The 20,880-nt window shown below is 60.3% G+C and carries 23 protein-coding genes and 3 tRNA genes; 15 read left to right on the top strand and 11 right to left on the bottom strand.

Features of this window, described 5'->3' with window-relative positions:
* Window positions 1-17: 17 nt before the first annotated feature.
* The 3 genes from ada to AB4N84_RS25745 are packed head-to-tail and all read left to right on the top strand — an operon-like array spanning window position 18 to window position 2,096.
* A complete protein-coding gene (ada, locus tag AB4N84_RS25735; protein ID WP_460043826.1) occupies window positions 18-1,139 on the top strand; it encodes a bifunctional DNA-binding transcriptional regulator/O6-methylguanine-DNA methyltransferase Ada in 1,122 nt (373 codons plus the stop codon).
* Between the two features lie 49 nt (window positions 1,140-1,188).
* Window positions 1,189-1,638, top strand: coding sequence for a type II RES/Xre toxin-antitoxin system antitoxin (parS, locus tag AB4N84_RS25740; RefSeq protein ID WP_460043828.1), 450 nt, complete (start codon window positions 1,189-1,191; stop codon window positions 1,636-1,638).
* 32 nt (window positions 1,639-1,670) lie between these two features.
* Window positions 1,671-2,096: an RES family NAD+ phosphorylase gene (locus AB4N84_RS25745; RefSeq protein ID WP_460043829.1), complete on the top strand. Its 426-nt coding sequence runs from the start codon at window positions 1,671-1,673 to the stop codon at window positions 2,094-2,096.
* 5 nt (window positions 2,097-2,101) lie between these two features.
* Here AB4N84_RS25745 and acuI read toward each other — a convergent pair whose 3' ends face one another.
* Together acuI and acuR are read right to left on the bottom strand one after the other, a co-directional pair.
* Complete coding sequence (gene acuI, locus AB4N84_RS25750) at window positions 2,102-3,085, bottom strand: acrylyl-CoA reductase (NADPH) (RefSeq protein WP_460043831.1); 984 nt, start codon at window positions 3,083-3,085, stop codon at window positions 2,102-2,104.
* Window positions 3,086-3,146: 61 nt separating this feature from the next.
* Window positions 3,147-3,785, bottom strand: a complete 639-nt coding sequence (gene acuR, locus AB4N84_RS25755) for an acrylate utilization transcriptional regulator AcuR (protein ID WP_460043833.1) — start codon at window positions 3,783-3,785, stop codon at window positions 3,147-3,149.
* Between the two features lie 141 nt (window positions 3,786-3,926).
* Between acuR and AB4N84_RS25760 the strand changes: the two genes are divergently transcribed.
* From AB4N84_RS25760 to AB4N84_RS25800, 9 genes are all read left to right on the top strand, one after another.
* Window positions 3,927-5,009, top strand: a complete 1,083-nt coding sequence (locus AB4N84_RS25760) for an NAD(P)H-dependent flavin oxidoreductase (RefSeq protein ID WP_460043834.1) — start codon at window positions 3,927-3,929, stop codon at window positions 5,007-5,009.
* A gap of 135 nt (window positions 5,010-5,144) precedes the next feature.
* Window positions 5,145-5,912: a molybdate ABC transporter substrate-binding protein gene (gene modA, locus AB4N84_RS25765; RefSeq protein WP_460043836.1), complete on the top strand. Its 768-nt coding sequence runs from the start codon at window positions 5,145-5,147 to the stop codon at window positions 5,910-5,912.
* Window positions 5,913-6,593 (top strand): molybdate ABC transporter permease subunit, encoded by a 681-nt coding sequence (modB, locus tag AB4N84_RS25770; RefSeq protein WP_074750605.1) that lies wholly within the window; start codon window positions 5,913-5,915, stop codon window positions 6,591-6,593.
* A 7-nt stretch (window positions 6,594-6,600) separates the two neighbouring features.
* Complete coding sequence (gene modC / locus AB4N84_RS25775) at window positions 6,601-7,689, top strand: molybdenum ABC transporter ATP-binding protein (protein WP_460043838.1); 1,089 nt, start codon at window positions 6,601-6,603, stop codon at window positions 7,687-7,689.
* Window positions 7,690-7,774: 85 nt separating this feature from the next.
* Window positions 7,775-8,833, top strand: a complete 1,059-nt coding sequence (locus AB4N84_RS25780) for a DNA topoisomerase IB (protein ID WP_074750601.1) — start codon at window positions 7,775-7,777, stop codon at window positions 8,831-8,833.
* Complete coding sequence (locus AB4N84_RS25785; RefSeq protein ID WP_167362030.1) at window positions 8,830-8,997, top strand: hypothetical protein; 168 nt, start codon at window positions 8,830-8,832, stop codon at window positions 8,995-8,997. The genes AB4N84_RS25780 and AB4N84_RS25785 overlap by 4 nt, the downstream gene beginning before the upstream one ends.
* 50 nt (window positions 8,998-9,047) lie before the next feature.
* Complete coding sequence (locus AB4N84_RS25790) at window positions 9,048-11,723, top strand: excinuclease ABC subunit UvrA (RefSeq protein WP_460043839.1); 2,676 nt, start codon at window positions 9,048-9,050, stop codon at window positions 11,721-11,723.
* 102 nt (window positions 11,724-11,825) lie between these two features.
* The gene (locus AB4N84_RS25795; protein ID WP_460043840.1) at window positions 11,826-12,074 is read left to right on the top strand and encodes a hypothetical protein; all 249 of its coding nucleotides are present in this window, start codon (window positions 11,826-11,828) and stop codon (window positions 12,072-12,074) included.
* Between the two features lie 156 nt (window positions 12,075-12,230).
* Window positions 12,231-12,923 carry a YoaK family protein gene (locus tag AB4N84_RS25800; protein WP_460043842.1) on the top strand — a complete coding sequence of 231 codons (693 nt, stop codon included), beginning with the start codon at window positions 12,231-12,233 and terminating at the stop codon, window positions 12,921-12,923.
* Between the two features lie 108 nt (window positions 12,924-13,031).
* Here AB4N84_RS25800 and AB4N84_RS25805 read toward each other — a convergent pair.
* The 7 genes from AB4N84_RS25805 to AB4N84_RS25835 form a co-directional block, all read right to left on the bottom strand.
* Window positions 13,032-13,118: transfer RNA gene (locus AB4N84_RS25805), tRNA-Leu, on the bottom strand.
* A 172-nt stretch (window positions 13,119-13,290) separates the two neighbouring features.
* Window positions 13,291-13,364 (bottom strand) — tRNA-Cys (locus AB4N84_RS25810).
* Between the two features lie 45 nt (window positions 13,365-13,409).
* A tRNA-Gly gene (locus AB4N84_RS25815) sits at window positions 13,410-13,485 on the bottom strand.
* 61 nt (window positions 13,486-13,546) lie between these two features.
* Window positions 13,547-14,107, bottom strand: a complete 561-nt coding sequence (pgsA, locus tag AB4N84_RS25820; RefSeq protein ID WP_074750529.1) for a CDP-diacylglycerol--glycerol-3-phosphate 3-phosphatidyltransferase — start codon at window positions 14,105-14,107, stop codon at window positions 13,547-13,549.
* A 32-nt stretch (window positions 14,108-14,139) separates the two neighbouring features.
* Window positions 14,140-15,963 carry an excinuclease ABC subunit UvrC gene (uvrC, locus tag AB4N84_RS25825; protein WP_460043843.1) on the bottom strand — a complete coding sequence of 608 codons (1,824 nt, stop codon included), beginning with the start codon at window positions 15,961-15,963 and terminating at the stop codon, window positions 14,140-14,142.
* Window positions 15,964-15,965: 2 nt separating this feature from the next.
* A complete protein-coding gene (gene gacA / locus AB4N84_RS25830) occupies window positions 15,966-16,610 on the bottom strand; it encodes a response regulator transcription factor GacA (RefSeq protein ID WP_074750525.1) in 645 nt (214 codons plus the stop codon).
* A gap of 191 nt (window positions 16,611-16,801) precedes the next feature.
* On the bottom strand, window positions 16,802-17,167 hold the full coding sequence (locus tag AB4N84_RS25835) for a helix-turn-helix domain-containing protein (RefSeq protein ID WP_074750523.1): 366 nt from the start codon (window positions 17,165-17,167) through the stop codon (window positions 16,802-16,804).
* An 82-nt stretch (window positions 17,168-17,249) separates the two neighbouring features.
* Between AB4N84_RS25835 and AB4N84_RS25840 the strand changes: the two genes are divergently transcribed.
* A complete protein-coding gene (locus AB4N84_RS25840) occupies window positions 17,250-17,483 on the top strand; it encodes a DNA-binding protein (RefSeq protein WP_074750521.1) in 234 nt (77 codons plus the stop codon).
* A 123-nt stretch (window positions 17,484-17,606) separates the two neighbouring features.
* Here AB4N84_RS25840 and AB4N84_RS25845 read toward each other — a convergent pair whose 3' ends face one another.
* Window positions 17,607-18,059 carry a GNAT family N-acetyltransferase gene (locus AB4N84_RS25845; RefSeq protein WP_460043844.1) on the bottom strand — a complete coding sequence of 151 codons (453 nt, stop codon included), beginning with the start codon at window positions 18,057-18,059 and terminating at the stop codon, window positions 17,607-17,609.
* Between the two features lie 13 nt (window positions 18,060-18,072).
* Window positions 18,073-18,819, bottom strand: coding sequence for a carbon-nitrogen hydrolase family protein (locus AB4N84_RS25850; RefSeq protein WP_460047148.1), 747 nt, complete (start codon window positions 18,817-18,819; stop codon window positions 18,073-18,075).
* Between the two features lie 256 nt (window positions 18,820-19,075).
* Here AB4N84_RS25850 and AB4N84_RS25855 point away from each other — a divergent pair, with 256 nt between their 5' ends.
* Together AB4N84_RS25855 and AB4N84_RS25860 are read left to right on the top strand one after the other, a co-directional pair.
* Complete coding sequence (locus AB4N84_RS25855) at window positions 19,076-19,219, top strand: hypothetical protein (protein ID WP_460043845.1); 144 nt, start codon at window positions 19,076-19,078, stop codon at window positions 19,217-19,219.
* A 326-nt stretch (window positions 19,220-19,545) separates the two neighbouring features.
* Complete coding sequence (locus AB4N84_RS25860) at window positions 19,546-20,631, top strand: 3-deoxy-7-phosphoheptulonate synthase (protein ID WP_460043846.1); 1,086 nt, start codon at window positions 19,546-19,548, stop codon at window positions 20,629-20,631.
* The last annotated feature ends 249 nt before the right edge of the window (window positions 20,632-20,880 follow it).

The following is a 20,880-nucleotide window of genomic DNA, read 5'->3' on the forward strand; positions in this document are numbered from 1 at the left end:
CTGCGAAGGTAACCGCCATGCACCGCAACAAAGCCCGGTCCGCCGCTCAACGCACTGAACACGACCCACGCTGGGCAGCCGTGTTGGCGCGCGATCCTGCCGCCGATTCGCACTTCGTGTACGCCGTGCGCACCACCGGCATTTACTGCCGGCCAAGCAGCGTCTCGCGCCTGCCACGCCCGGAGAACGTCGAGTTTTTCGACAATGCCGCCTTGGCCGAAGCGGCGGGCTATCGCCCCAGTAAACGCGCGTCGGCGGATCAGACGCACCTCGCAGGCCAGCACGCCGCCTTGGTAGCCCAAGCCTGTCGGCAAATCGCGGAGGCCGAGCAAGCACCCAGCCTGAATCAGCTGGCCGAGCAGTCCGGCCTGAGCCCCTGGCATTTCCACCGCGTATTCAAATCGGTGACCGGCGTCACGCCCAAGGCGTATGCCAGCGCCCACAGAGCGGACCGGGTACGCTCCCGCCTGACAGCGCCCGACAACAAAACGGGCACTGTCACGCAAGCCATGTATGACGCAGGATTCAACTCAAACAGCCGCTTCTACGAGGCCAGTGACAAATTGCTCGGTATGAAACCCTCGGCGTACCGCAAGGGCGGCGCCAACACGGCGATTCGATTTGCCGTTGGCGAATGCTTTCTAGGATCGATTCTGGTCGCGCAAAGCCCGCGCGGCGTGTGCGCGATTCTGCTCGGCGACGACCCCAACCAGTTGGTCGAGGACCTTCAGGACCAGTTCCACACCGCCACGCTGATCGGCGGAGATCGCGAATTCGAGCAACTGATCGCGCACGTGGTGGGCTTTATCGAAGCGCCCGGTGTCGGCCTGAACCTGCCGCTGGACGTGCAGGGCACCGCGTTTCAGCAGCGGGTCTGGCACGCGCTCTCGTTGATTCCACCGGGCAACACCGCCAGTTACGCCGAGATCGCCCGGCAGATCGGCGCACCAAAATCGTTTCGCGCCGTGGCGCAGGCCTGCGGGGCGAACAGCATCGCCGTGGCGATCCCCTGTCATCGGGTGGTGCGCAGCGATGGTGGGCTGTCAGGTTATCGCTGGGGCGCGGAACGCAAACGCAAGTTGCTGGACCGTGAGGCCCAGGCAAATACCTGTAACAGCTTGGCGCTTGAGAAACGCTGAGAGGGGCGTAACGTCCCCGGCTCTGGAACCTGAATCAAGGAGCATGGACGTGCCAGCCATTTCTCACGCATCGATCAACAACGCCGCCCCCGCCTTCTGGCTGATTGCCGATCAACTCAATACGCGCAACGAAACTGAACGCCTGGCCTACATTCGCACCGGGTTTCCTCCCGGCTGGGTCAAAACGGTGCGCTGCGCTTTCCAGCTCAGCAACAGTCAGCTTGAAGCGTTGCTCAGCACATCGGTTTCCACACTGGAGCGTCGCCAGCGGCAGCAGCGACCGCTTGATCTGGTGGGTTCCGAACGGCTGGACCGTGTCGCCGCCCTGGCGGTCCGCGCTGCGGAGGTGTTCGAAGATCAGGACACCGCCCGCCGCTGGATGATGACGCCCAACCGTGCCCTCAATGACCAGACCCCGATCACCCTTTGCGAAACCGAAATAGGCGCCATCCAGGTCCGGCGCACGCTGGCGGCGTTGCTGCATGGCGGTGTCGTCTGATGCGGGCCTGGCGAATCGGCAAGGCGAGCAACGTGAGCGAACTCACGGGCGCCGGCGCGGCGCTGTACGGTGGCCGGTGGAACCATCCGCAGCACCCCGCGCTGTACCTCGGCCTGAGTACCGCCAGCTGTGCCCTGGACGCCGTCATGCTGGCGGGACACGTGCCATGCCTACCGTTGAAGCTCGTTGAGCTGCAGTTGCCCGACAACCCGGCGCTGTACCACGAGCCCGTCTTGCAGCAACTGCCCGCCGGTTGGGATGCCTTGCCGGCCGACAAGGCCAGCATGGATTTCGGTACCGCCTGGCTGGAGCGCACCGAGCAGTTGGGGCTGATACTGCCATCGGCGACAACGGTGCAAACCCGGTGCCTGATGATCAACCCAAAACACCCGGCGATGGCGCAGGTCAAGATCCTGCAGTCGAGCGACTTCATCTATGGCCTTGCCCGCGCACGCTAAGCATCTTAGCGCTGCGTGTTGACCACCACCCTGCCGCGCACCTGCCCGTCCATGAGCCGGTGCGCGGTTTCGATCACCTCCCCCAAACCGATTTCATGGGTGATCAGTGCCAACCGCGCCGGATCCAGATCCGTTGCCAGACGTGCCCACGCGTCGATACGGTCCTGACGCGGGCGCATGACACTGTCGATCCCGGCCAGCGTCACACCGCGCAGGATGAACGGCGCCACCGAGGCCGGAAACTCCATGCCTTGTGCCAGGCCGCACGCCGCGACCGTACCCCAGTAGCGCATGCTGGCGCAGATATTCGCCAGGGTATGACTGCCGACCGAATCAATCGCCCCCGCCCAGCGCTCCCTGGCCAGCGGTCGCCCTGGTTGCGACAACGTTGTCCGGTCGATCACCTCGGCTGCGCCCAACTGCTTGAGGTATTCGCTTTCTTCCAGACGCCCTGTCGAGGCCACAACGCGGTAACCCAGCGTCGCCAGAATCGCGATGGAGAAACCGCCCACGCCGCCATTGGCACCGGTCACCAGAATCTCGCCCTTGTCCGGGGTCACACCATTCTTCTCCAACGCCATGACCGCCAGCATCGCCGTGTAACCCGCGGTGCCGATGGCCATGGCTTGAGATGCCGTGAACGCCACTGGCAGCGGAATCAGCCATTTGCCTTCAAGCCGCGCCATTTGCGCAAGACCACCCCAGTGCCCCTCGCCGACACCCCAGCCATTGAGCAGCACCTGATCGCCCGGTTTGAAATCAGGGTTGCTGCTTTGCTCCACCGTTCCTGCCAGGTCCACCCCCGGAACCATGGGAAACGTGCGCACGATCGGCCCTTTGCCGGTGATGGCCAGCGCGTCCTTGTAGTTCAGCGTGCTGTAGGCCACGCGCACGGTCACGTCACCCTCAGGTAAACGCGCTTCGTCGATGGCGGTCAGCTGGACGTGATAACCGCTGTCGTCCTTGTCGATCAGAATGCCGTTGAACATGCTACGCCTCCGTTATAGACCGGTCGTCTATAAATAGTCGTGAATAAAGAGGGAGCCGGCATCATCGCGGCAAGCCGCGAAGAAATCCGGCGATAAAGGTGTTGATCGGGCTGTCGTTTTGAACCAGTCGGGCGCGAAGTACGGCACCTTCCCAGCCAATCCAGAAGTACGCCGCCAGCGCTTGTGAATCGGCGGTTGCGGGCAATTCACCTGCTTGCTTGGCCGCCTCGAAGCAGACACTCAGCCGTTGTTGCCAGTCGAGGAAGGTGCTCTCCAGCGCCTCACGAAAACCTTCCGGCAGCACACTCACTTCCTGGCCCATGTTGCCGACCAGACATCCACGGCGGTAGCCGTAGCGCGCCATGCTGAGCTTGGAATGCTGGACGAAGCCGGCGAAACGCTCAAGCGGCGTCAGCGTTTCGTCGAGCAACCAGCGATCAAGGCGCCTGGCAAAGTAACCGGCGTAGCTTTCCAGCACTTCAAGCCCGAAGACTTCCTTGCTGGGGAAGTAGTGATAGAACGAGCCTTTCGGCACGCCGACACGTTTGAGAATGCCGTCGATACCCGTCGCCATGAAGCCTTGTTCGGTGAGGACTTCCACCCCACAGCGCACCAGCGCCGTGCGGGTGTCGAACTGGTCGTCGCGAGCCACTTTAGGTGGACGGCCACGACGTTTGGGTTTTGCGATCATTTCATTCATGGGGTTGCATATTAGACTGATCGACTATTAAATCAACTCACCTTCTGAAACGGTGCAATCCACGTCTATCTGCTTGCTCCGGTTTCACCCGCCCAAGCCTGTGAAACACGCCTTTTCTTACCGCCTTTGGAGAATCTGCCCATGATCGCCTGGCCCGACACCCGCATCCTCAAACTGCTTGGCATCGAGGTGCCTATCCTGCTTGCGCCGATGGCTGGCGCAGCAGGCTCCGCACTGGCCATCGAAGTCGGCAAAGCCGGCGGCCTGCCGTCGTTGCCTTGCGCCATGCTCAGCCACGACCAGATCCGCGAAGAGGTCGCCGCGATCCGGGCCGCGACTCGCGCCCCCTTGAACCTCAACTTTTTCAGCCACCAGAACCCGGACGCGAACCCCGAGGCAGCCAAGGCGTGGAAAGACCTGCTGCAGCCTTACTATCAGGAACTGGGGGCAGACTTCGACGCACCGACGCCGACATCAAACCGAGCGCCCTTCGATGAAGCGAGCTGCGCGCTGGTGGAAGAGCTGAAACCTGAGGTGGTCAGCTTCCACTTCGGCCTGCCATCTGCCGACTACGTGAAGCGCGTGAAGGCCGCTGGGGCCAAGGTGATTTCCTCTGCGACCACCGTCGAAGAAGCCGTCTGGCTTGAGCAGCATGGCTGCGACGCGATTATTGCCATGGGCAACGAAGCAGGCGGCCACCGAGGCATGTTCTTAAGCGACGCGCTGGACACCCAGGTCGGCACCATGGCACTTGTGCCGCAAATTGCCGACTCGGTCAGCGTGCCAGTGATCGCAGCGGGAGGGATCGCCGACAGTCGTGGTGTGGCCGCGGCCTTCATGCTCGGCGCCTCGGCCGTGCAGCTGGGCACGGCTTACCTGTTTTGCCCGGAAGCCAAGACCTCGAAGTTGCATCAAGCGGCGCTGCGGGCCGCCACCGACAGCCAGACCGCTGTGACGAATCTGTTCACCGGTCGCCCCGCACGGGGAATCGTCAATCGCATCATGCGGGAGATCGGCCCGGTCAATGCCACTGCGCCAGCTTTCCCCACCGCCGGCGGTGCACTGATGCCGCTGCGCGCCAAGGCCGAACCACAAGGCGACAGTGGTTTCATGAACCTCTGGGCGGGTCAGGCGGTCGGGATCAAGCATCAACTGCCTGCTGAGCAATGGACCCGCCAACTCGCCATTCAAACCCTCGAACGACTGGCGGGCGTCAAACACTGACGCGGGCCTGGTCACGCGCGCAAAAAAACAGGCTTCCTTGAGGTGACCACTCGCTATATATTTCACTGCATAGCGTTTGGCCGGTATTCGGTTGACGTCCGTCATCACCTCACAAGATCACCACGGAGCTGTTTCATGCGCGCAACCGCCCTTCGCCTTACGCTCAAATCCTTGACCCTCGCCGTCGCCGCCCTCTCGGCGACGGGTGCGTGGGCCGATGAAGTCCAGGTGGCCGTCGCCGCGAACTTCACCGCGCCGATCCAGGCCATCGCCAAGGATTTCGAAAAGGATACGGGTCACAAGCTGGTGGCCTCGTTCGGCGCCACGGGCCAGTTTTATACGCAAATCAAGAACGGCGCGCCCTTCGACGTGTTCCTGGCCGCTGACGACACCACCCCGGCCAAGCTTGAGAGCGAAAACGAGATCGTCAAAGGCTCGCGCTTCACTTACGCGGTCGGCACCCTGGCGTTGTGGTCGGCGAAAGACGGTTATGTGGATGACAAAGGTCAGGTGCTCAAGGACAACACCTACGCGCACCTGTCCATCGCCAACCCCAAAGCTGCGCCTTATGGCCTGGCCGCCACTCAGGTACTCGACAAGCTGGGCCTGACCGACGCCACCCAACCCAAGATCGTTGAAGGTCAGAGCATTGCCCAGGCGTATCAATTCGTGCAGACCGGCAACGCCGAACTGGGGTTCGTCGCGCTGTCCCAGGTCTTTAAGGACGGGAAGCTGACCGGCGGCTCGGCCTGGGTCGTCCCGGCCAACCTGCATGAGCCGATCAAGCAGGACGCTGTCATCCTCAATAAAGGAAAGGACAACGCCGCCGCCAAAGCGCTCATGGAATACCTCAAAGGCCCGAAAGCCGCAGCGGTGATCAAGTCCTTCGGGTATCAGCTGTAAATGCCACTCGACAATGCCGATCTCTCGGCGATCTGGCTGACGCTGAAACTGGCGTCACTGACCACCGTGATCCTGCTGATTATCGGCACGCCCATCGCATTGTGGCTGGCACGCACCCGATCCTGGCTCAAAGGACCGATTGGCGCCGTGGTGGCATTGCCGCTGGTATTGCCACCGACGGTGATCGGCTTTTATCTGCTGTTGTTGCTCGGCCCGAATGGCGCACTGGGTCAGTTGACCCAGAGCCTGGGGCTGGGCACCCTCACCTTCAGCTTCACCGGCCTTGTGATCGGGTCCGTGCTGTATTCCATGCCCTTCGTCGTACAGCCTCTGCAAAATGCATTTGTGGCGATCGGCCCTCGGCCGCTTGAGGTCGCCGCGACCCTGCGTGCCAGCCCATGGGACACGTTTTTCTCCGTGATCCTGCCGCTCGCGCGTCCCGGGTTCATCACCGGCGCGATTCTAGGCTTTGCGCACACGGTCGGCGAATTCGGCGTGGTGCTGATGATCGGTGGCAACATCCCGCAGAAAACCCGCGTGGTGTCGACACAGATCTACAACCACGTCGAGGCGCTGGAATACACCCAAGCCCACTGGCTGGCCGGGGCCATGCTGGTGTTCTCATTTCTGGTTCTGTTGGCGCTCTACTCCAGCGGCAAGACCAAATCGGCCTGGAGCTGACTGACCCATGACGCCCTTCATCGACGTTCGTCTGAATGTGGACTTCCCGAATTTCTCGCTCGGTGTCGACCTGTCTCTTCCGGGGCGCGGCGTCACCGCGCTGTATGGCCATTCCGGCTCGGGCAAAACCACCTGCCTGCGGTGCATCGCGGGGCTTGAAAAGCCGCAAGACGCGTTCATTCGCATCAACGGCGAGGTCTGGCAAGACAGTGCCAACGGTATTTTTCTCGCGCCACACAAACGCTCGCTCGGCTATGTGTTTCAGGAAGCCAGTCTGTTTGCGCACCTCACAGTACGCGGCAACCTGGAGTTCGGCCTCAAGCGCATCGCAGCCAGTGAACGCAGGGTCAAACTGGATCAGGCCACGACATTGCTGGGCATCGATCACCTGCTGGCGCGTCAGCCCGACACACTTTCCGGCGGCGAACGCCAGCGCGTCGGCATTGCCCGCGCCTTACTCACCAGCCCTCGTTTGCTGTTGCTGGATGAACCGCTCGCGGCGTTGGACGCCCGTCGCAAAAGCGAAATCCTGCCGTACCTTGAACGCCTGCACGACGAACTCGACATCCCCATGCTTTACGTCAGCCACTCCCAGGATGAAGTCGCGCGTCTTGCCGACCACTTGGTGCTGCTCAGTGACGGCAAGGCGCTGGCCAGCGGGCCCATCGGCGAAACGCTGGCCCGTCTGGACCTGCCGCTGGCCTTGGGCGATGACGCTGGCGTGGTGATCGAGGGTCAGGTGAGCGCGTACGACACGGCCTATCACCTGGTGACCGTGCGACTGCCGGCCAGCAGCTTGTCCATTCGAGTGGCGCACGCGCCACTGGAAGCGGGCAAACCCTTGCGCTTCAAGATTCAGGCACGCGACGTCAGCCTCAACCTGCAACCCGACGACCAGAGCAGCATTCTCAATCGCCTGCCCGTTACCGTCGTCAGCGAAGTCGCCGCCGACAACGCGGCCCATGTGCTGATACGCCTGGATGCCGAAGGCACACCCTTGCTGGCGCGAATCACGCGCTATTCGCGGGACCAGTTACACCTCCATCCTGGGCAGCAGCTCTGGGCGCAAATCAAATCGGTGGCGCTGCTCGCCTGACGCCAAGCGCAAACCGCACCAAATAATCGGCACCACTGCGCACCGGGACGGTCAATGCAAAGACCAGTACTCAGGATTGCCGCTCATGCCGGACGCCACCCTCATTGAAGATTTGCCCAAGGATCTGCACTACGTCGACGACAGCCAGCCGGGGTTCTCTCGCAAAATCCTGCGCGGCAAATTTGCGTATTTCGACACTCAGGGCGAACGCATCCGGGACGAGGTCGAGGTCAAGCGCATCAATGCGCTGGTCATACCGCCCGCCTACACCGACGTGTGGATCTGCGCCGATCCGCGCGGCCACCTGCAAGCCACCGGACGCGACGCCCGAGGGCGCAAGCAATACCGCTATCACCCTCGCTGGCGGGAGATTCGGGATGAAAACAAATATTCCCGAATGATCGCCTTCGGGACGGTTTTGCCCAAGGTGCGCAAGCAGCTAGAGGCCCAATTGGCAGTCCCCGGCATGGGGCGCGAGAAGATCATGGCGGCGGTGGTCTCGTTGCTGGACCAGACGCTGATCCGCATCGGCAACAGCCAGTACGCCCGGGACAACCGATCCTATGGCCTGACGACCCTGCGCAACAAACACGTGGACGTGCACGGCAGCAAGATCATTTTCGAGTTTCGCGGCAAAAGCGGCGTGGAACATCAACTCAGCGTTACCGATCGGCGCCTGGCCAATATCATCAAGCGCTGCATGGAACTGCCGGGACAAAACCTTTTCCAGTACCTGGATGAGGAAGGCCATCGTCACACCGTCACGTCGTCAGACATCAATCAATACCTGCACGACCTTACCGGCTCTGATTTCACTGCCAAGGACTACAGAACCTGGGCAGGCAGCGCGATGGCCTTGGCCGCATTGCGCAAACTGGACTGGGAACCGGAGGCCGACGCGAAGAAACACATCGTCGCCATGGTCAAGGAAGTCGCCCGGCTCTTGGGGAACACCCCTGCCGTGTGCCGCAAATGCTACATCCACCCGGCGGTTCTGGAAGCCTTCGTCATTGGCGAACTGGCGAAACTGCCGCGCTCACGACAACGCAAGGGTTTGCGGCTTGAAGAGGCGGCATTGGCCGGTTTTCTAAAAGGCCTGCAGGCAGCGGAAGCGTTATGCGAATCAACAGGAGAAAAGGCATGACACAGCATTCATTTCCCGGCAAGGAAATCAACGACCCGAAGGCAACGCCGGCAGACGTCGCGGACGATCGCGAGCGCACGAACGAGAGCCGCAAAGAGCAGCCCATGACCGGGGGCAAACACGACGATGCAGGGCATACCCCGAAAGTCCCCGATGCCGGTTAAGCTCGCCCCTTGCGATCTGTCCCTTGCCACCCGCGACCCAAGGCCCGCACATGACCACCGCGCCACATTTGCCTGACGATGCCGATACACAATCCTCTGCTTCCTTTACCGTCGCGCCTGAGCAACCTGGTTTTGTTCGCGTGCGTGGCGCTCGCGAGCACAACCTCAAAGACGTCGACGTCGATATCCCCCGCGACGCGCTTGTGGTGTTTACCGGGGTTTCCGGATCGGGCAAGTCGTCACTGGCGTTCTCCACGCTGTATGCCGAAGCTCAACGCCGCTATTTCGAATCGGTCGCGCCTTACGCGCGACGCTTGATCGATCAAGTCGGCGTGCCCAACGTCGACTCCATCGAGGGCTTGCCACCGGCCGTGGCCTTGCAGCAACAACGCGGTACGCCGAGCACACGCTCATCGGTCGGGAGCGTCACCACGCTGTCCAGCCTGATCCGCATGCTGTATTCGCGGGCGGGCAACTACCCGCCCGGGCAACCGATGCTGTACGCCGAGGACTTCTCACCCAACCTGCCCCAGGGCGCATGCCCTGAATGTCATGGGCTGGGCCGCGTTTATGAAGTGTCCGAGGACCTGATGGTGCCCGACGACTCCTTGACCATTCGCCAACGCGCTGTCGCCTCCTGGCCGCTGGCGTGGCAAGGGCAGAACCAGCGCGACATCCTCGTCACCCTTGGTTACGACGTCGACATCCCTTGGCGTGATCTGCCGAAAAAACAACGCGACTGGATTCTGTTCACCGAGGAGCAACCCACCGTCCCGGTGTATGCAGGCCTGACCCCTGAAGAAACCCGAGTGGCACTCAAACGCAAGTTGGAGCCCAGCTATCAGGGCACCTTCACCGGCGCCCGTCGCTACGTGCTGCACACCTTCACCCACTCGCAAAGCGCCCTGATGAAAAAGCGCGTATCGCAATTCATGCGCGGCAGCCCCTGCCCGTTGTGCGATGGCAAGCGACTGAAGCGCGAAGCCCTCTCTGTCACTTTTGCCGGTCTGGACATCGGTGAACTCTCACGCATGCCACTGCTGCGACTGGCTGAAGTCCTGCGCCCGGTGGCTAAAGGCGCATTCGACGCCAACCCCGACAGCCACGCCCTTGATCGTCAGCAGATCGACAACGCGCGCAAGCAACGCGTCAAGGCCGGCGGCGCCTCACACGACAGCGCGCCCGACGTCCGGGCGACGCCGAACCTGTCGATCGAGAAGCGCCTGGCGGCTCAGCGGATTGCGCAGGACTTGCTCGCGCGGGTCAGCACCCTGACCGGTCTTGGCCTGGGCTATCTGGCCCTGGAGCGCAGCACGCCGACACTGTCTTCGGGCGAGCTGCAACGCCTGCGCCTGGCGACGCAACTCGGGTCTCAGCTGTTTGGCGTGATCTACGTGCTGGATGAACCGTCAGCCGGACTGCACCCTGCAGACAGCGAAGCGCTGTTTGCGGCCCTTCAGCAACTGAAGGCTTCGGGTAATTCCCTCTTCGTTGTCGAGCACGATCTGGAGACCATGCGCCGTGCCGACTGGTTGATCGACGTCGGCCCCGCGGCCGGTGAACATGGGGGGCGTATTCTTTACAGCGGCCCGCCAGCAGGGCTGGCGCAGGTCCAGGCGTCACAAACCCGCCTGCACCTGTTCGCCGAACACAGCAACCTGCGCACCGCAAGGCGCACCGCAACCGGTTGGCTGCGCCTGGAAGGCATCACACGAAACAATCTCAATGACCTCGCGGCCGAGTTTCCGCTGGGATGCTTTAGCGCAGTGACCGGCATTTCCGGCTCAGGCAAGTCCAGCCTCGTCAGCCAGGCGCTACTGGAACTGGTCGGCGCGGAACTGGGCCGCCCTGCTGCCAGCAATAACGACCAGGAAGAACCCAGCCTCGAAGATGATGCTCCGCAGCCTACAGGCGGGCGCATCACGGAAGGACTCGACGCCATCAAGCGATTGGTCCAAGTGGATCAGAAACCCATTGGCAGAACCCCTCGCTCCAACCTGGCGACCTACACCGGCCTGTTCGACAACGTCCGCAAACTCTTCGCAGCCACCGAAGACGCGAAAGCGGCAGGCTACGACGCCGGTCAGTTCTCCTTCAACGTTGCCAAAGGCCGTTGTCCGATCTGCGAAGGGGAAGGCTTCGTCAGTGTCGAGCTGTTGTTCATGCCGAGCGTTTACGCGCCCTGCCCGACCTGCCACGGGGCCCGCTACAACCCCGACACCCTCGCCATCCGTTGGCAAGACCTCAACATTGCCCAAGTGCTGCAACTGACCGTCGAGCAGGCCGTCGATGTATTCGTCGACCAACCGGCCGTGCTCAGGTCACTGACCGTTCTTCGTGATATCGGTCTGGGCTACCTGCGGCTGGGGCAGCCCGCGACAGAACTGTCAGGCGGCGAAGCGCAACGCATCAAACTGGCAACGGAACTGCAACGCACGCAGCGCGGCGCCACGCTATACGTGCTGGACGAACCGACGACAGGACTGCACCCGACCGATGTGGACCGCCTGCTCAAACAACTCAATGCGCTGGTGGACGGCGGACACACAGTCATCGTCGTCGAGCATGAAATGCGCGTCGTGGCGCAGAGTGACTGGGTGATCGATATCGGGCCAGGGGCGGGCGACCAAGGCGGTAAAGTCGTCGCGAGCGGCACACCGGAAAGGGTCGCGAAGGCCAAGGCCAGCCGAACAGCCCCGTTTTTGCGGGCGATCATCGCGGGCTGAACAGTGCGCTGGCGTGTCGGACAGTGTTCCACTCGTCCGCTCGCCAGCACCTTCAGACCCGCAGCGCCTCAAACTCCACACACCCTTGAAGAGGTTACGATCATGAACAGGTTAATCACTGGCTTTGTGCTGACGGGCCTGCTGTCGGCCGGCCCATTACTGGCGGTCGCGCAAGATAACGATCCCAAGACTGCACTGCCCGTCGACAATCACGCGCAACCCAAGGAATCCAATCAAGAGAAAGCCAGCAAGAAAGGCGAAGAATCATCCGGCGCCAACGCGGGCGCAGAGACAGAGACGCTGCACAAGGAAGCAGCGACCGCACACGGAGAGAAGCAGGAAGGGAAATAGATGCGTGAGGCCGTGGGTCCCCCTCACGGGATTACGCCCAAGCCTTTGGCCACGCTGTTTCGACCGCCCGTTTGCACGTCCATCTTGCTAAAGTGGCGTCTGCTGAGCTAACCCGCTCTTCCCTCCGGCGCGCTTGATGATTGTGACGAGGTAACGGTGCTTCCTGATGCGATGACTGTAAATGTAGCGGGCAAGCGATTCGCTCGCCTCCGGGGACGTGTCGGACTTTTGTTTGTCGGCACGCTGTCCGTTATCGCAGGCATGACCGACGCGATCGGATTCATGGTCACCGGCGACTTCGTCTCGTTTATGAGCGGTAACACCACGCGGCTGGCGGTTTCCATCGACCAGTCAAACGCTGCCCTCGCCCTTCATATCAGCATGCTTATCGCAGCCTTTGTCATCGGAAATGCGCTAGGCGTCATGGCTGCCCGTTTTTCCAGGCGACGCGCCTGGCCGCTACTCCTGGCGATTGGTGCCTTGCTCTGCCTGTGCGGAGTGTCGGGTGAAGGTGCCGCCCCGTTCCTCCTGGCCGTGATCTCGATGGGGATGATCAATGCCGTCGTCGAGGAAGTGAACGGCCTGCCAATCGGACTGACCTACGTAACGGGAGCGCTGTCCAGGTTTGGACGAGGGTTAGGCCGCTGGTGCCTGGGCGAACGTCGCAATGGTTGGCGCGTGCAGCTCATCCCTTGGGCGGGCATGTTGGCCGGAGCCATCATGGGTGGCCTTTTGGCTCAATCCTTCGGGATCAAGGCGATGGTCGTCAGCGGGGTGTCCACGCTGATATTGGCCGCAGTGTCCGCCGCCATTCCCCGCAGCTGGCAGCTTCGGTTCATGCCGCGGTAACCGAGCGGTTGGAGCTGCCATGCCAGCGCTTGGATCACCGGAGTCATTGTTCGAGAACGCAGAAACGACTCAGCCGCTCAGGATTGCTCCATAAGCGGCTGATCTAGATGGTGCCCCGAGCCGGAGTCGAACCGGCACATCCTTTCGGACGACGGATTTTAAGTCCGGTGTGTCTACCAATTTCACCATCAGGGCGAGGTGCATGCAGCGGTGTAGCAAAGTCGCTGTCATGGCTGACAAGAGCTGGGAATATATACATCCCTTCCCAGTGAAGCAAGCTTGATGTGCCTCAAAATGAGACAGAAAATCTTTCGCAGCGCCAATAAAAAAGCTCTGTAAATCAGCGATCTACAGAGCTCGTTTATAGTGGAGGCCGAGGTCGGAATCGAACCGGCGTAAGCGGATTTGCAATCCGCGGCATAACCATTTTGCTACTCGGCCTCAAACGTTAAGTGCTCTAACCACTAACACTAAACGCGTACAAACTGGAGCGGGAAACGAGACTCGAACTCGCGACCCCGACCTTGGCAAGGTCGTGCTCTACCAACTGAGCTATTCCCGCTTGGTGTGGGCGCCATTCTATAGATTCAAATGACCCCGTCAACCCCTTGATTTAAAAAAACTTATTTTTCATCTGTCGTAGTGCGCAGATGCGGCCACGCGGCCCGGAGGTACTGCACCATTGACCACAACGTCAGCCCCGCCGCTACCATCAGCAGTACGTAACCCAGCACAACCCAGAACGTGAATGCCGGCGGGTTTGCCAAAAGGATGACCAACGCGAGCATCTGTGCGGCGGTTTTCCATTTGCCCAGGTTTGACACCGCGACCTGAGCACGAGCGCCCAGCTCGGCCATCCATTCGCGAAGCGCCGAAATCACGATCTCGCGTCCGATGATGACCGCCGCTGGCAATGTCAGCCAGAAATTAGCGTGGGCCTGCACCAGCAATACCAACGCCACAGCCACCATGAGCTTGTCGGCGACCGGGTCAAGGAACGCACCGAATGGCGTGCTCTGCTCAAGGCGTCGGGCCAGGTAGCCGTCGAGCCAGTCGGTGGCCGCTGCTAAAGCGAAAACCGAACTGGCCGCCGTGTAGCTCCAGTAATAAGGCAGGTAGAACAATAGAATGAAGATAGGAATCAGCAGGACACGTAATACGGTAATCAGATTAGGGATATTCATCGGCACAACTGGCTACGAGGTGAGCGAGCATTCTACTCGCTGTGCAGGTTTGCATAAATCGACTCTGCGAGCTTTTTGCTGATTCCGGGCGCCTTGGCAATTTCTTCGATGCTGGCGCGGGACAGTTCTTGCAATCCACCGAAGTGCTTGAGCAGGTCCCGGCGACGCGTCGGACCTACCCCAGCGACGCCTTCGAGCGTTGATGTGCGTCGGGTTTTACCACGACGGGCACGGTGTCCGGTGATCGCGAACCGGTGGGCTTCATCACGGATTTGCTGGATCAGATGCAATGCGGGCGAGTCCCCCCGCAAGGTGAACTCGTGGGCGGCATCGTTCAGGTACAAGGTTTCAAAACCCGCCTTGCGGGTGGCGCCTTTTGCGACACCGAGCAAAATCAGGTCGGGCACCGCGAGCTCATTCATAACGTCGCGTGCCATGTTCAACTGACCTTTGCCACCGTCCACCAGCAAAATGTCGGGCAGCTTGCCCTCACCCTCCTTGATCTTGCTGAAGCGCCGGGTCAGGGCCTGATGCATGGCAGCATAATCGTCACCCGCTGTGACACCTTCGATATTGTAGCGACGGTAGTCTGACTTGATCGGCCCTTCAGGCCCGAACACCACGCAGGAGGCAACCGTGGCCTCGCCGCTGGAATGGCTGATGTCATAACACTCCAGACGCTGCGGAGGCTCGTCCAGCTTGAGAACTTCAGCCAACGCCTCGAAGCGAGCAGCGACATGCTGACGGTTTGCCAATCGCGCAGCCAACGCCTGTTCTGCGTTGGTGACCGCCAACTGCTGCCAGCGAGCCCGCGTGCCTCGCACACGATGACTGATGGTGATTTCACGACCGCGCGAGGCCTCGATGGCTTCGATCAACGCAGGGAAATCTTCATTTACCACGTTGACGATCACTTCGCTTGGCAGCTCTCGCTCGCCGCCTCCCAGGAAATACTGAGCCAGGAAGGCCGACATGACTTCACCGACCTCTTCCTCGATACCCACCTGAGGAAAAAAGTTCTTGCTGCCCAGGACGCGACCACCGCGCACACTGATCAGATGCACGCAAGCACCGCCCGGATTGACGAACGCGGCCACGACATCGACATCGCCCGTCCCGCCTTCCATGCTCTGCTGATCCTGCACGCGTCGAAGCAAGCCGATCTGATCACGCAGTTCGGCGGCGTGCTCGAAGTTGAGGTCCATCGCCGCCTTTTCCATCAGCGAGTTCAATTCGTCGGTCAAGGCGTTGCTGCGCCCTTCGAGGAACATCACCGAGTGACGCACATCCTCGGCGTACACCTGTGGCTCGACCAGACCGACACACGGCCCCTTGCAACGTTTGATCTGATACTGAAGGCAGGGTCGCGTGCGGTTCTTGTAGAAACTGTCCTCGCACTGACGCACATGAAAGGTCTTTTGCAAAATGCTCAGGCTTTCGCGAATCGCGCCAGCGCTGGGGTAAGGACCGAAATAACGGCCCTTGGCCTTTTTCGCACCGCGATGGATGCTCAGCCGCGGAAACTCACCATCGGACAAGTGCACGTACGGGTAGGATTTGTCGTCGCGCAAGAGGATGTTGTAAGGCGGCCGCGACTCTTTGATCAGCGTCTGCTCCAGCAGCAACGCCTCGGTTTCATTGGCGGTGATGGTGGTTTCGACTTGCGAGATCCTGGCGACCAGCGCACTGGTCTTCGGCGCATGGCCGGTCTTGCGGAAATAGCTCGCCAGACGCTTCTTCAGGTTTTTGGCTTTGCCGACGTAAAGAAGCCGCCCTTCAGTATCGAACATCCGATACACGCCGGGACGGCCACTGCAGGTGGACAGGAATGCACTTGGATCAAACGGCTGGGTCATTTTCAGGCGCTGGCATCGACCATGCCGTGACGTACGGCCAGCAACGCGAGCTCAACGTCGCTGCCGATCGAAAGCTTCTCGAAGATACGGTAACGGTAGGTATTAACAGTTTTGGGGGACAGACAAAGTTTGTCTGAAATGGTCTGTACTTTTTGACAACCGACAATCATCAAGGCGATCTGGATTTCCCGTTCGGACAGCAGATCGAAGGGTGAATTGCTGGTCTGTGGCTGGAATGACTTGAGCGCCAGCTGCTGAGCAATTTGCGGGCTGATGTAGCGTTGCCCCGCAAACACCAGACGGATCGCCTGCACCATTTCGGTCAGGCCGGCGCCCTTGGTCATGTAGCCCGCAGCCCCGGCTTGCAGAAGGCGGGTGGGAAACGGATCCTCCTCACACACAGTGACCGCCACGACCTTGATCTCGGGGTGGCTGCGCAAGAGTTTGCGAGTGGCTTCCAGTCCGCCGATGCCAGGCATCTTGACGTCCATCAGTACCACATCCGGTTTGAGTTCGCGGGCCTTCTTCAACGACTCTTCGCCGGAGTCGGCCTGACCCACCACCTGCAAACCATCGATGTCAGCGAGCATGCGCGTGATACCTGTCCGAACCAGATCGTGGTCATCGACAACCAGCACCCTAATCAAGCAGACACCTCACGAACAGTTTATGACGAATGGTCGTCACCTTAGCAAAAAAGAAAGTGCATGACCTAGCTCGAAAAACGCTTCGAACGGCCGTGCCAGAGAATCGATAACAATATCGAGACAACGTATCACCATCGACCATGAAACTTGAAAAAATCTTCAAACGCACGCTTTGCAGACGTCAATGAGTATCAATCTTCCTCCGATAGCGTTTTCTTCTCCGGCGCGTAGCTCGCCTTGTATTCGGCCAGTGTTGTGGTCAATCGCAAAATCGCGTCCTGATCCTCTTTGACCAATGTTCGATAGCTGCCCAGCACCCATTCTTCGACCTCGCTGAGGTTCTCAACGGGCGCCGGCGTGCGCCCGCCCGTTAGCACATAGAGCACATCGACGCCCTTTGCAGCGACCGCTGCCAGATAGTCGGCCTTGGGTGTACGGTCCCCGTTCTCGTATTTGCCCTGCGCATTAGGCTCCACTCCACCAATTTCTCCGAATGCTCGTTGCGACAGCCCCAAGCGCTCGCGTTCTTCCCTAATACGGGCACCTATTCCACTCATTTGAATGCACAACCTTGTTGACCCCATCCTTACGAATGGTAGAATCGAGATAAATTTAAACAGACTTGAACGGTTTTGAACTATGCCCGGAATCCGCACCGCAGCACAAGCCAAGGCCTGGCTGGAACAACAAGGTAAATCTGTTCAAGAGTTTGCACGGGAAAACAGTGTTGACCCGGCCACGACTTATCAAATACTTTCCGGCCGAAAAAAAGGCCGGCGCGGCGAATCGCATAAAGTGGCCGTGCTGCTGGGAATGAAAGTTGGTGTCATACCCGCAACGACGCTGAGTAACAACGGTTCAGAAGTAGAGTAAGTTATTTACATCCTGTTATTTGTAGGATGTTTCTGCAAAGTTGGTGCTAATCGCCTGCCCATACCGCAGTCATAAACAAAAATATCCGCCATGGCAGTAAGACACTACCGCGCACACTGCTTGTCAGCGCTCGTCTACAAGGCGTTCCATCCAGAGCAACGCCGTTTCTTCCCCCACGCTCGCGTAGCCGAGCCTGCGGTACAAGGCTGTTGCGGGATTGCTTTTAAACACTTTCAACCGTATGCGTTCACATCGCCTCTCAGTTGCCATGTGCGCAATGCGCGTCATGGCCCACGCCCCGACACCCTCGCCGCGATACGCTTCTACCAACTGAATATCGCGCACGTACAGGTAGTTCTTCTCGACAGTGATTCCCAGAAATCCAATAAGACAACTTTCCCTGTGAATCAAGTAACTCTCGCGCGAAGGCCATTCGGCGTCAAACGCCGCAGGCTGCCAGATCAAGCCGTACTGGGCGTAATAAGCGCGCATGTTGACGCGCGTGAGTTCTCGGGCGAACGGAAGATCATCGATCGAGGCGAGGGACAGGCGAAGATTCACTTTTTTCACGATCATCAGCGCATGCTACTTAAAGAGAAACAGTCAAGGTGCGCGCCGTCCACCCACTTTCAGTGCGCGAAGCAATCAGCAGGCCCTCACCCACGCCAGCGATCTGCGCGACCCGCTCCCCGGTCTCAGCCCACAACGCACTACGCCCGGCCGACTGCCAGCCGCCGGTGACGCCAGCATGATTTGCCATCAAGACAGGCATCCTGTGGGTCCTTGAGTAATCCTGGAGTAAGCCGGAATCGTTCGCGTAGCCGGGACCTGAGATCAATACGCTCGCGGCGTAAAGGGTGGCGCCCGCTGTGGCAGCTTTCTGCGCATGCGCTGCATGGCTGAAATCCGCGCAGACCGCCAGATGCACCCGCTCCTCCTGGAAGTCGACAGAAGCGCCGCCTGAGCCAACCGTGAACACCGACTCTTCGCCGCTGTGCAGATGCTGCTTGGTGTAAACACGTGCCCCGACATCAAGCCCGAGTGTGAGCGCGGCGATCTGGACATCAGCTCGCGTCCTGCTGAGCAATGGCGCGCCAACCACAGTGACCATCTTCAACGCTTGAGCCTTATTGTTTAAAAGCTGCAGTCGCGAGTCCAGTTCGGTGAAGGCTAGCCCGCGAGCCATCGCAGGTTCGTAGCCGGTCAGCGACAGCTCCGGAAACAACAGAAACCGGACGCCCTGCTCCGCGGCGATCTCCATGAAACGCAGGTGGCGCCGCACATTGGCGGCAACGTCGCCCGCCACGGACAGTGATTGGGCCGCCGCCCACAACACCGGTGCTGATCGGTGCCGCTGACCCTGCTTGTTGCCGTGCTGCTCGTTCGTGGACACTGCAGATCCTCCTGATCACCCGTTACCCGCGCACGACGATAAGTGCTGCGGCTGACTGTCGCGACATTCTACTGCGACACACAGCGATGACCACTTCAACGCATACGGCTATACCCTATCAATCGATTCCATTGAATTTTCCAATTGAATAACCGGATGCCGCTGAAGTAAGCTCGGCGTCATTCAACGGAGACCGATCATGTTGCTTTCCAGCCTTTCACCGCTTCATCGCCCTGCCGACGCCTTGCGTTCGGTGGCGAAGTCCGCTGGGTGGGATGCGCTGACGATCGCGTCGCCTGCTGCTTATTTTTATGGGTATTGGTTTAGCCACTGGCGCGCCTGATACCCAAACGGCGCCCACGAATCACGGGACGCCAACCAGAGATAACTCTACCCCCGGTCGGCCTCCCGACCGGGGGTTTCGTTTTTTTAGCCCTTCAAAAACCTGACTTTCGCTTCGAATCGAGGAACATGACATGAACTACAGCACCTATTACCGCAACGACATCGACTTCGCATGGCGATTTAGCAACCTCCGTTCGGGACAGCCTGCCGCCTCCGATCGGTCACTGACAGGTGGCAAATCCACACACTCAGCCAATACGGCCAATTGTCGAACACCTCAGTAGGTCCGTGCGGGAAACGCCCGCCGACCAGGAAGCCTTACTCATGAATTCATCCGTCGCCGCTAACAACCTGTCCGACCTGCCGTCCCGTCCTGTGACCTTGATCGACAGCCACCCCGCGCCACAACGCCTGCCCAGCACCTTGGCACTCAAGAACCAGGTGCCGCTGGATGCTGCCTTGATCGCACAAGTCGAAGCTCATCGCCGATCCGTGCGCGCCATTCTCAATGGCGAAGACACCCGTCTTTTAGTCGTGATCGGTCCATGCTCGATCCACGACCCGAAATCGGCTCTCGAATATGCCGAGCGGCTGGCAAGCCTGGCGACCGAAGTCAGTGATCAGATGTTGTTGGTGATGCGCGCCTACGTTGAAAAACCACGCACGACCGTCGGCTGGAAAGGCCTCGCTTACGACCCGCATCTTGACGGCAGTGACGACATGGCCGCCGGCCTCACGCTCTCCCGTCACCTGATGCGGGAAATGATTCGACTCGGCCTGCCGATTGCGACCGAGTTGCTGCAACCGATGGCCGCCGGATACTTCGACGACTTGTTGAGCTGGGTGGCCATCGGTGCGCGCACCACTGAATCGCAGATCCACCGGGAGATGGCCAGCGGGCTGCCAATGCCGGTCGGCTTCAAGAACGGCACCGACGGCGGCGTGGCCGTGGCCTGCGACGCCATTCGCTCAGCCGCTCACGCACACCGTCATTTTGGCATCGATCGTCACGGTCATCCGGCGATCATCGAGACCCAAGGCAACCCGGACACGCACATCGTGTTGCGCGGCGGTCACAGCGGGCCAAACTACGATGCGCAGAGTGTGGGCAAGGTCAACGCCAGCCTCGACAAAAACCGCATCGCCGCTCGAATCATGGTCGATTGCAGTCACGCCAACAGCGGCAAGGACCCGTTGCGCCAGCCTCAGGTCTTCAACGATGTGTTGCAACAACGTCTGGCGGGCGATAACACGCTGATCGGGATGATGCTGGAAAGTCACCTCTTCGAAGGCTGTCAGCCGCTGAGCGAATCCCTGCGCTACGGCGTGTCGGTGACGGATGGTTGTCTGGGCTGGGAAGGCACCGAACACCTGCTGCGCGAAGCCGTGAACAAACTGCGCTACAGGTAACATCTGTTTATGGGAAGTCGGTCAAACAGCGACGGCCGACTTCTCATGCGCCTGTCGCAATGACAGCAATCGCCTGTCACGTTCTGGATCGACTCTGTGGGAAATGTGCTCCGTGACACCGGGACATTACGGCGCAGCATCGCCTCCTTGGCGCACAGGCCTTTTCCTCCGGGTTTTAGCCTTCCAACGACAACTTCGGAGACGCCTGCACCCCTTCAAAAGCACCCCGCAACAGGCCGTTGCGCGCAG

The sequence above is a fragment of the Pseudomonas sp. S2_H01 genome, assembly GCF_054668305.1.

Bases quoted from the DNA above. Each gene is read 5' to 3' on its own strand.
- pgsA (WP_074750529.1), bottom strand. From the start codon at position 14,107: ATGAATATCCCTAATCTGATTACCGTATTACGTGTCCTGCTGATTCCT.
- AB4N84_RS25860 (WP_460043846.1), top strand. From the start codon at position 19,546: ATGAATTCATCCGTCGCCGCTAACAACCTGTCCGACCTGCCGTCCCGT.
- modA (WP_460043836.1), top strand. From the start codon at position 5,145: ATGCGCGCAACCGCCCTTCGCCTTACGCTCAAATCCTTGACCCTCGCC.
- acuR (WP_460043833.1), bottom strand. From the start codon at position 3,785: ATGAATGAAATGATCGCAAAACCCAAACGTCGTGGCCGTCCACCTAAA.
- uvrC (WP_460043843.1), bottom strand. From the start codon at position 15,963: ATGACCCAGCCGTTTGATCCAAGTGCATTCCTGTCCACCTGCAGTGGC.
- AB4N84_RS25855 (WP_460043845.1), top strand. From the start codon at position 19,076: ATGTTGCTTTCCAGCCTTTCACCGCTTCATCGCCCTGCCGACGCCTTG.
- AB4N84_RS25780 (WP_074750601.1), top strand. From the start codon at position 7,775: ATGCCGGACGCCACCCTCATTGAAGATTTGCCCAAGGATCTGCACTAC.
- modB (WP_074750605.1), top strand. From the start codon at position 5,913: ATGCCACTCGACAATGCCGATCTCTCGGCGATCTGGCTGACGCTGAAA.
- AB4N84_RS25845 (WP_460043844.1), bottom strand. From the start codon at position 18,059: ATGATCGTGAAAAAAGTGAATCTTCGCCTGTCCCTCGCCTCGATCGAT.
- AB4N84_RS25785 (WP_167362030.1), top strand. From the start codon at position 8,830: ATGACACAGCATTCATTTCCCGGCAAGGAAATCAACGACCCGAAGGCA.
- AB4N84_RS25840 (WP_074750521.1), top strand. From the start codon at position 17,250: ATGCCCGGAATCCGCACCGCAGCACAAGCCAAGGCCTGGCTGGAACAA.
- AB4N84_RS25835 (WP_074750523.1), bottom strand. From the start codon at position 17,167: ATGAGTGGAATAGGTGCCCGTATTAGGGAAGAACGCGAGCGCTTGGGG.
- modC (WP_460043838.1), top strand. From the start codon at position 6,601: ATGACGCCCTTCATCGACGTTCGTCTGAATGTGGACTTCCCGAATTTC.
- acuI (WP_460043831.1), bottom strand. From the start codon at position 3,085: ATGTTCAACGGCATTCTGATCGACAAGGACGACAGCGGTTATCACGTC.
- AB4N84_RS25760 (WP_460043834.1), top strand. From the start codon at position 3,927: ATGATCGCCTGGCCCGACACCCGCATCCTCAAACTGCTTGGCATCGAG.
- ada (WP_460043826.1), top strand. From the start codon at position 18: ATGCACCGCAACAAAGCCCGGTCCGCCGCTCAACGCACTGAACACGAC.
- AB4N84_RS25790 (WP_460043839.1), top strand. From the start codon at position 9,048: ATGACCACCGCGCCACATTTGCCTGACGATGCCGATACACAATCCTCT.
- AB4N84_RS25795 (WP_460043840.1), top strand. From the start codon at position 11,826: ATGAACAGGTTAATCACTGGCTTTGTGCTGACGGGCCTGCTGTCGGCC.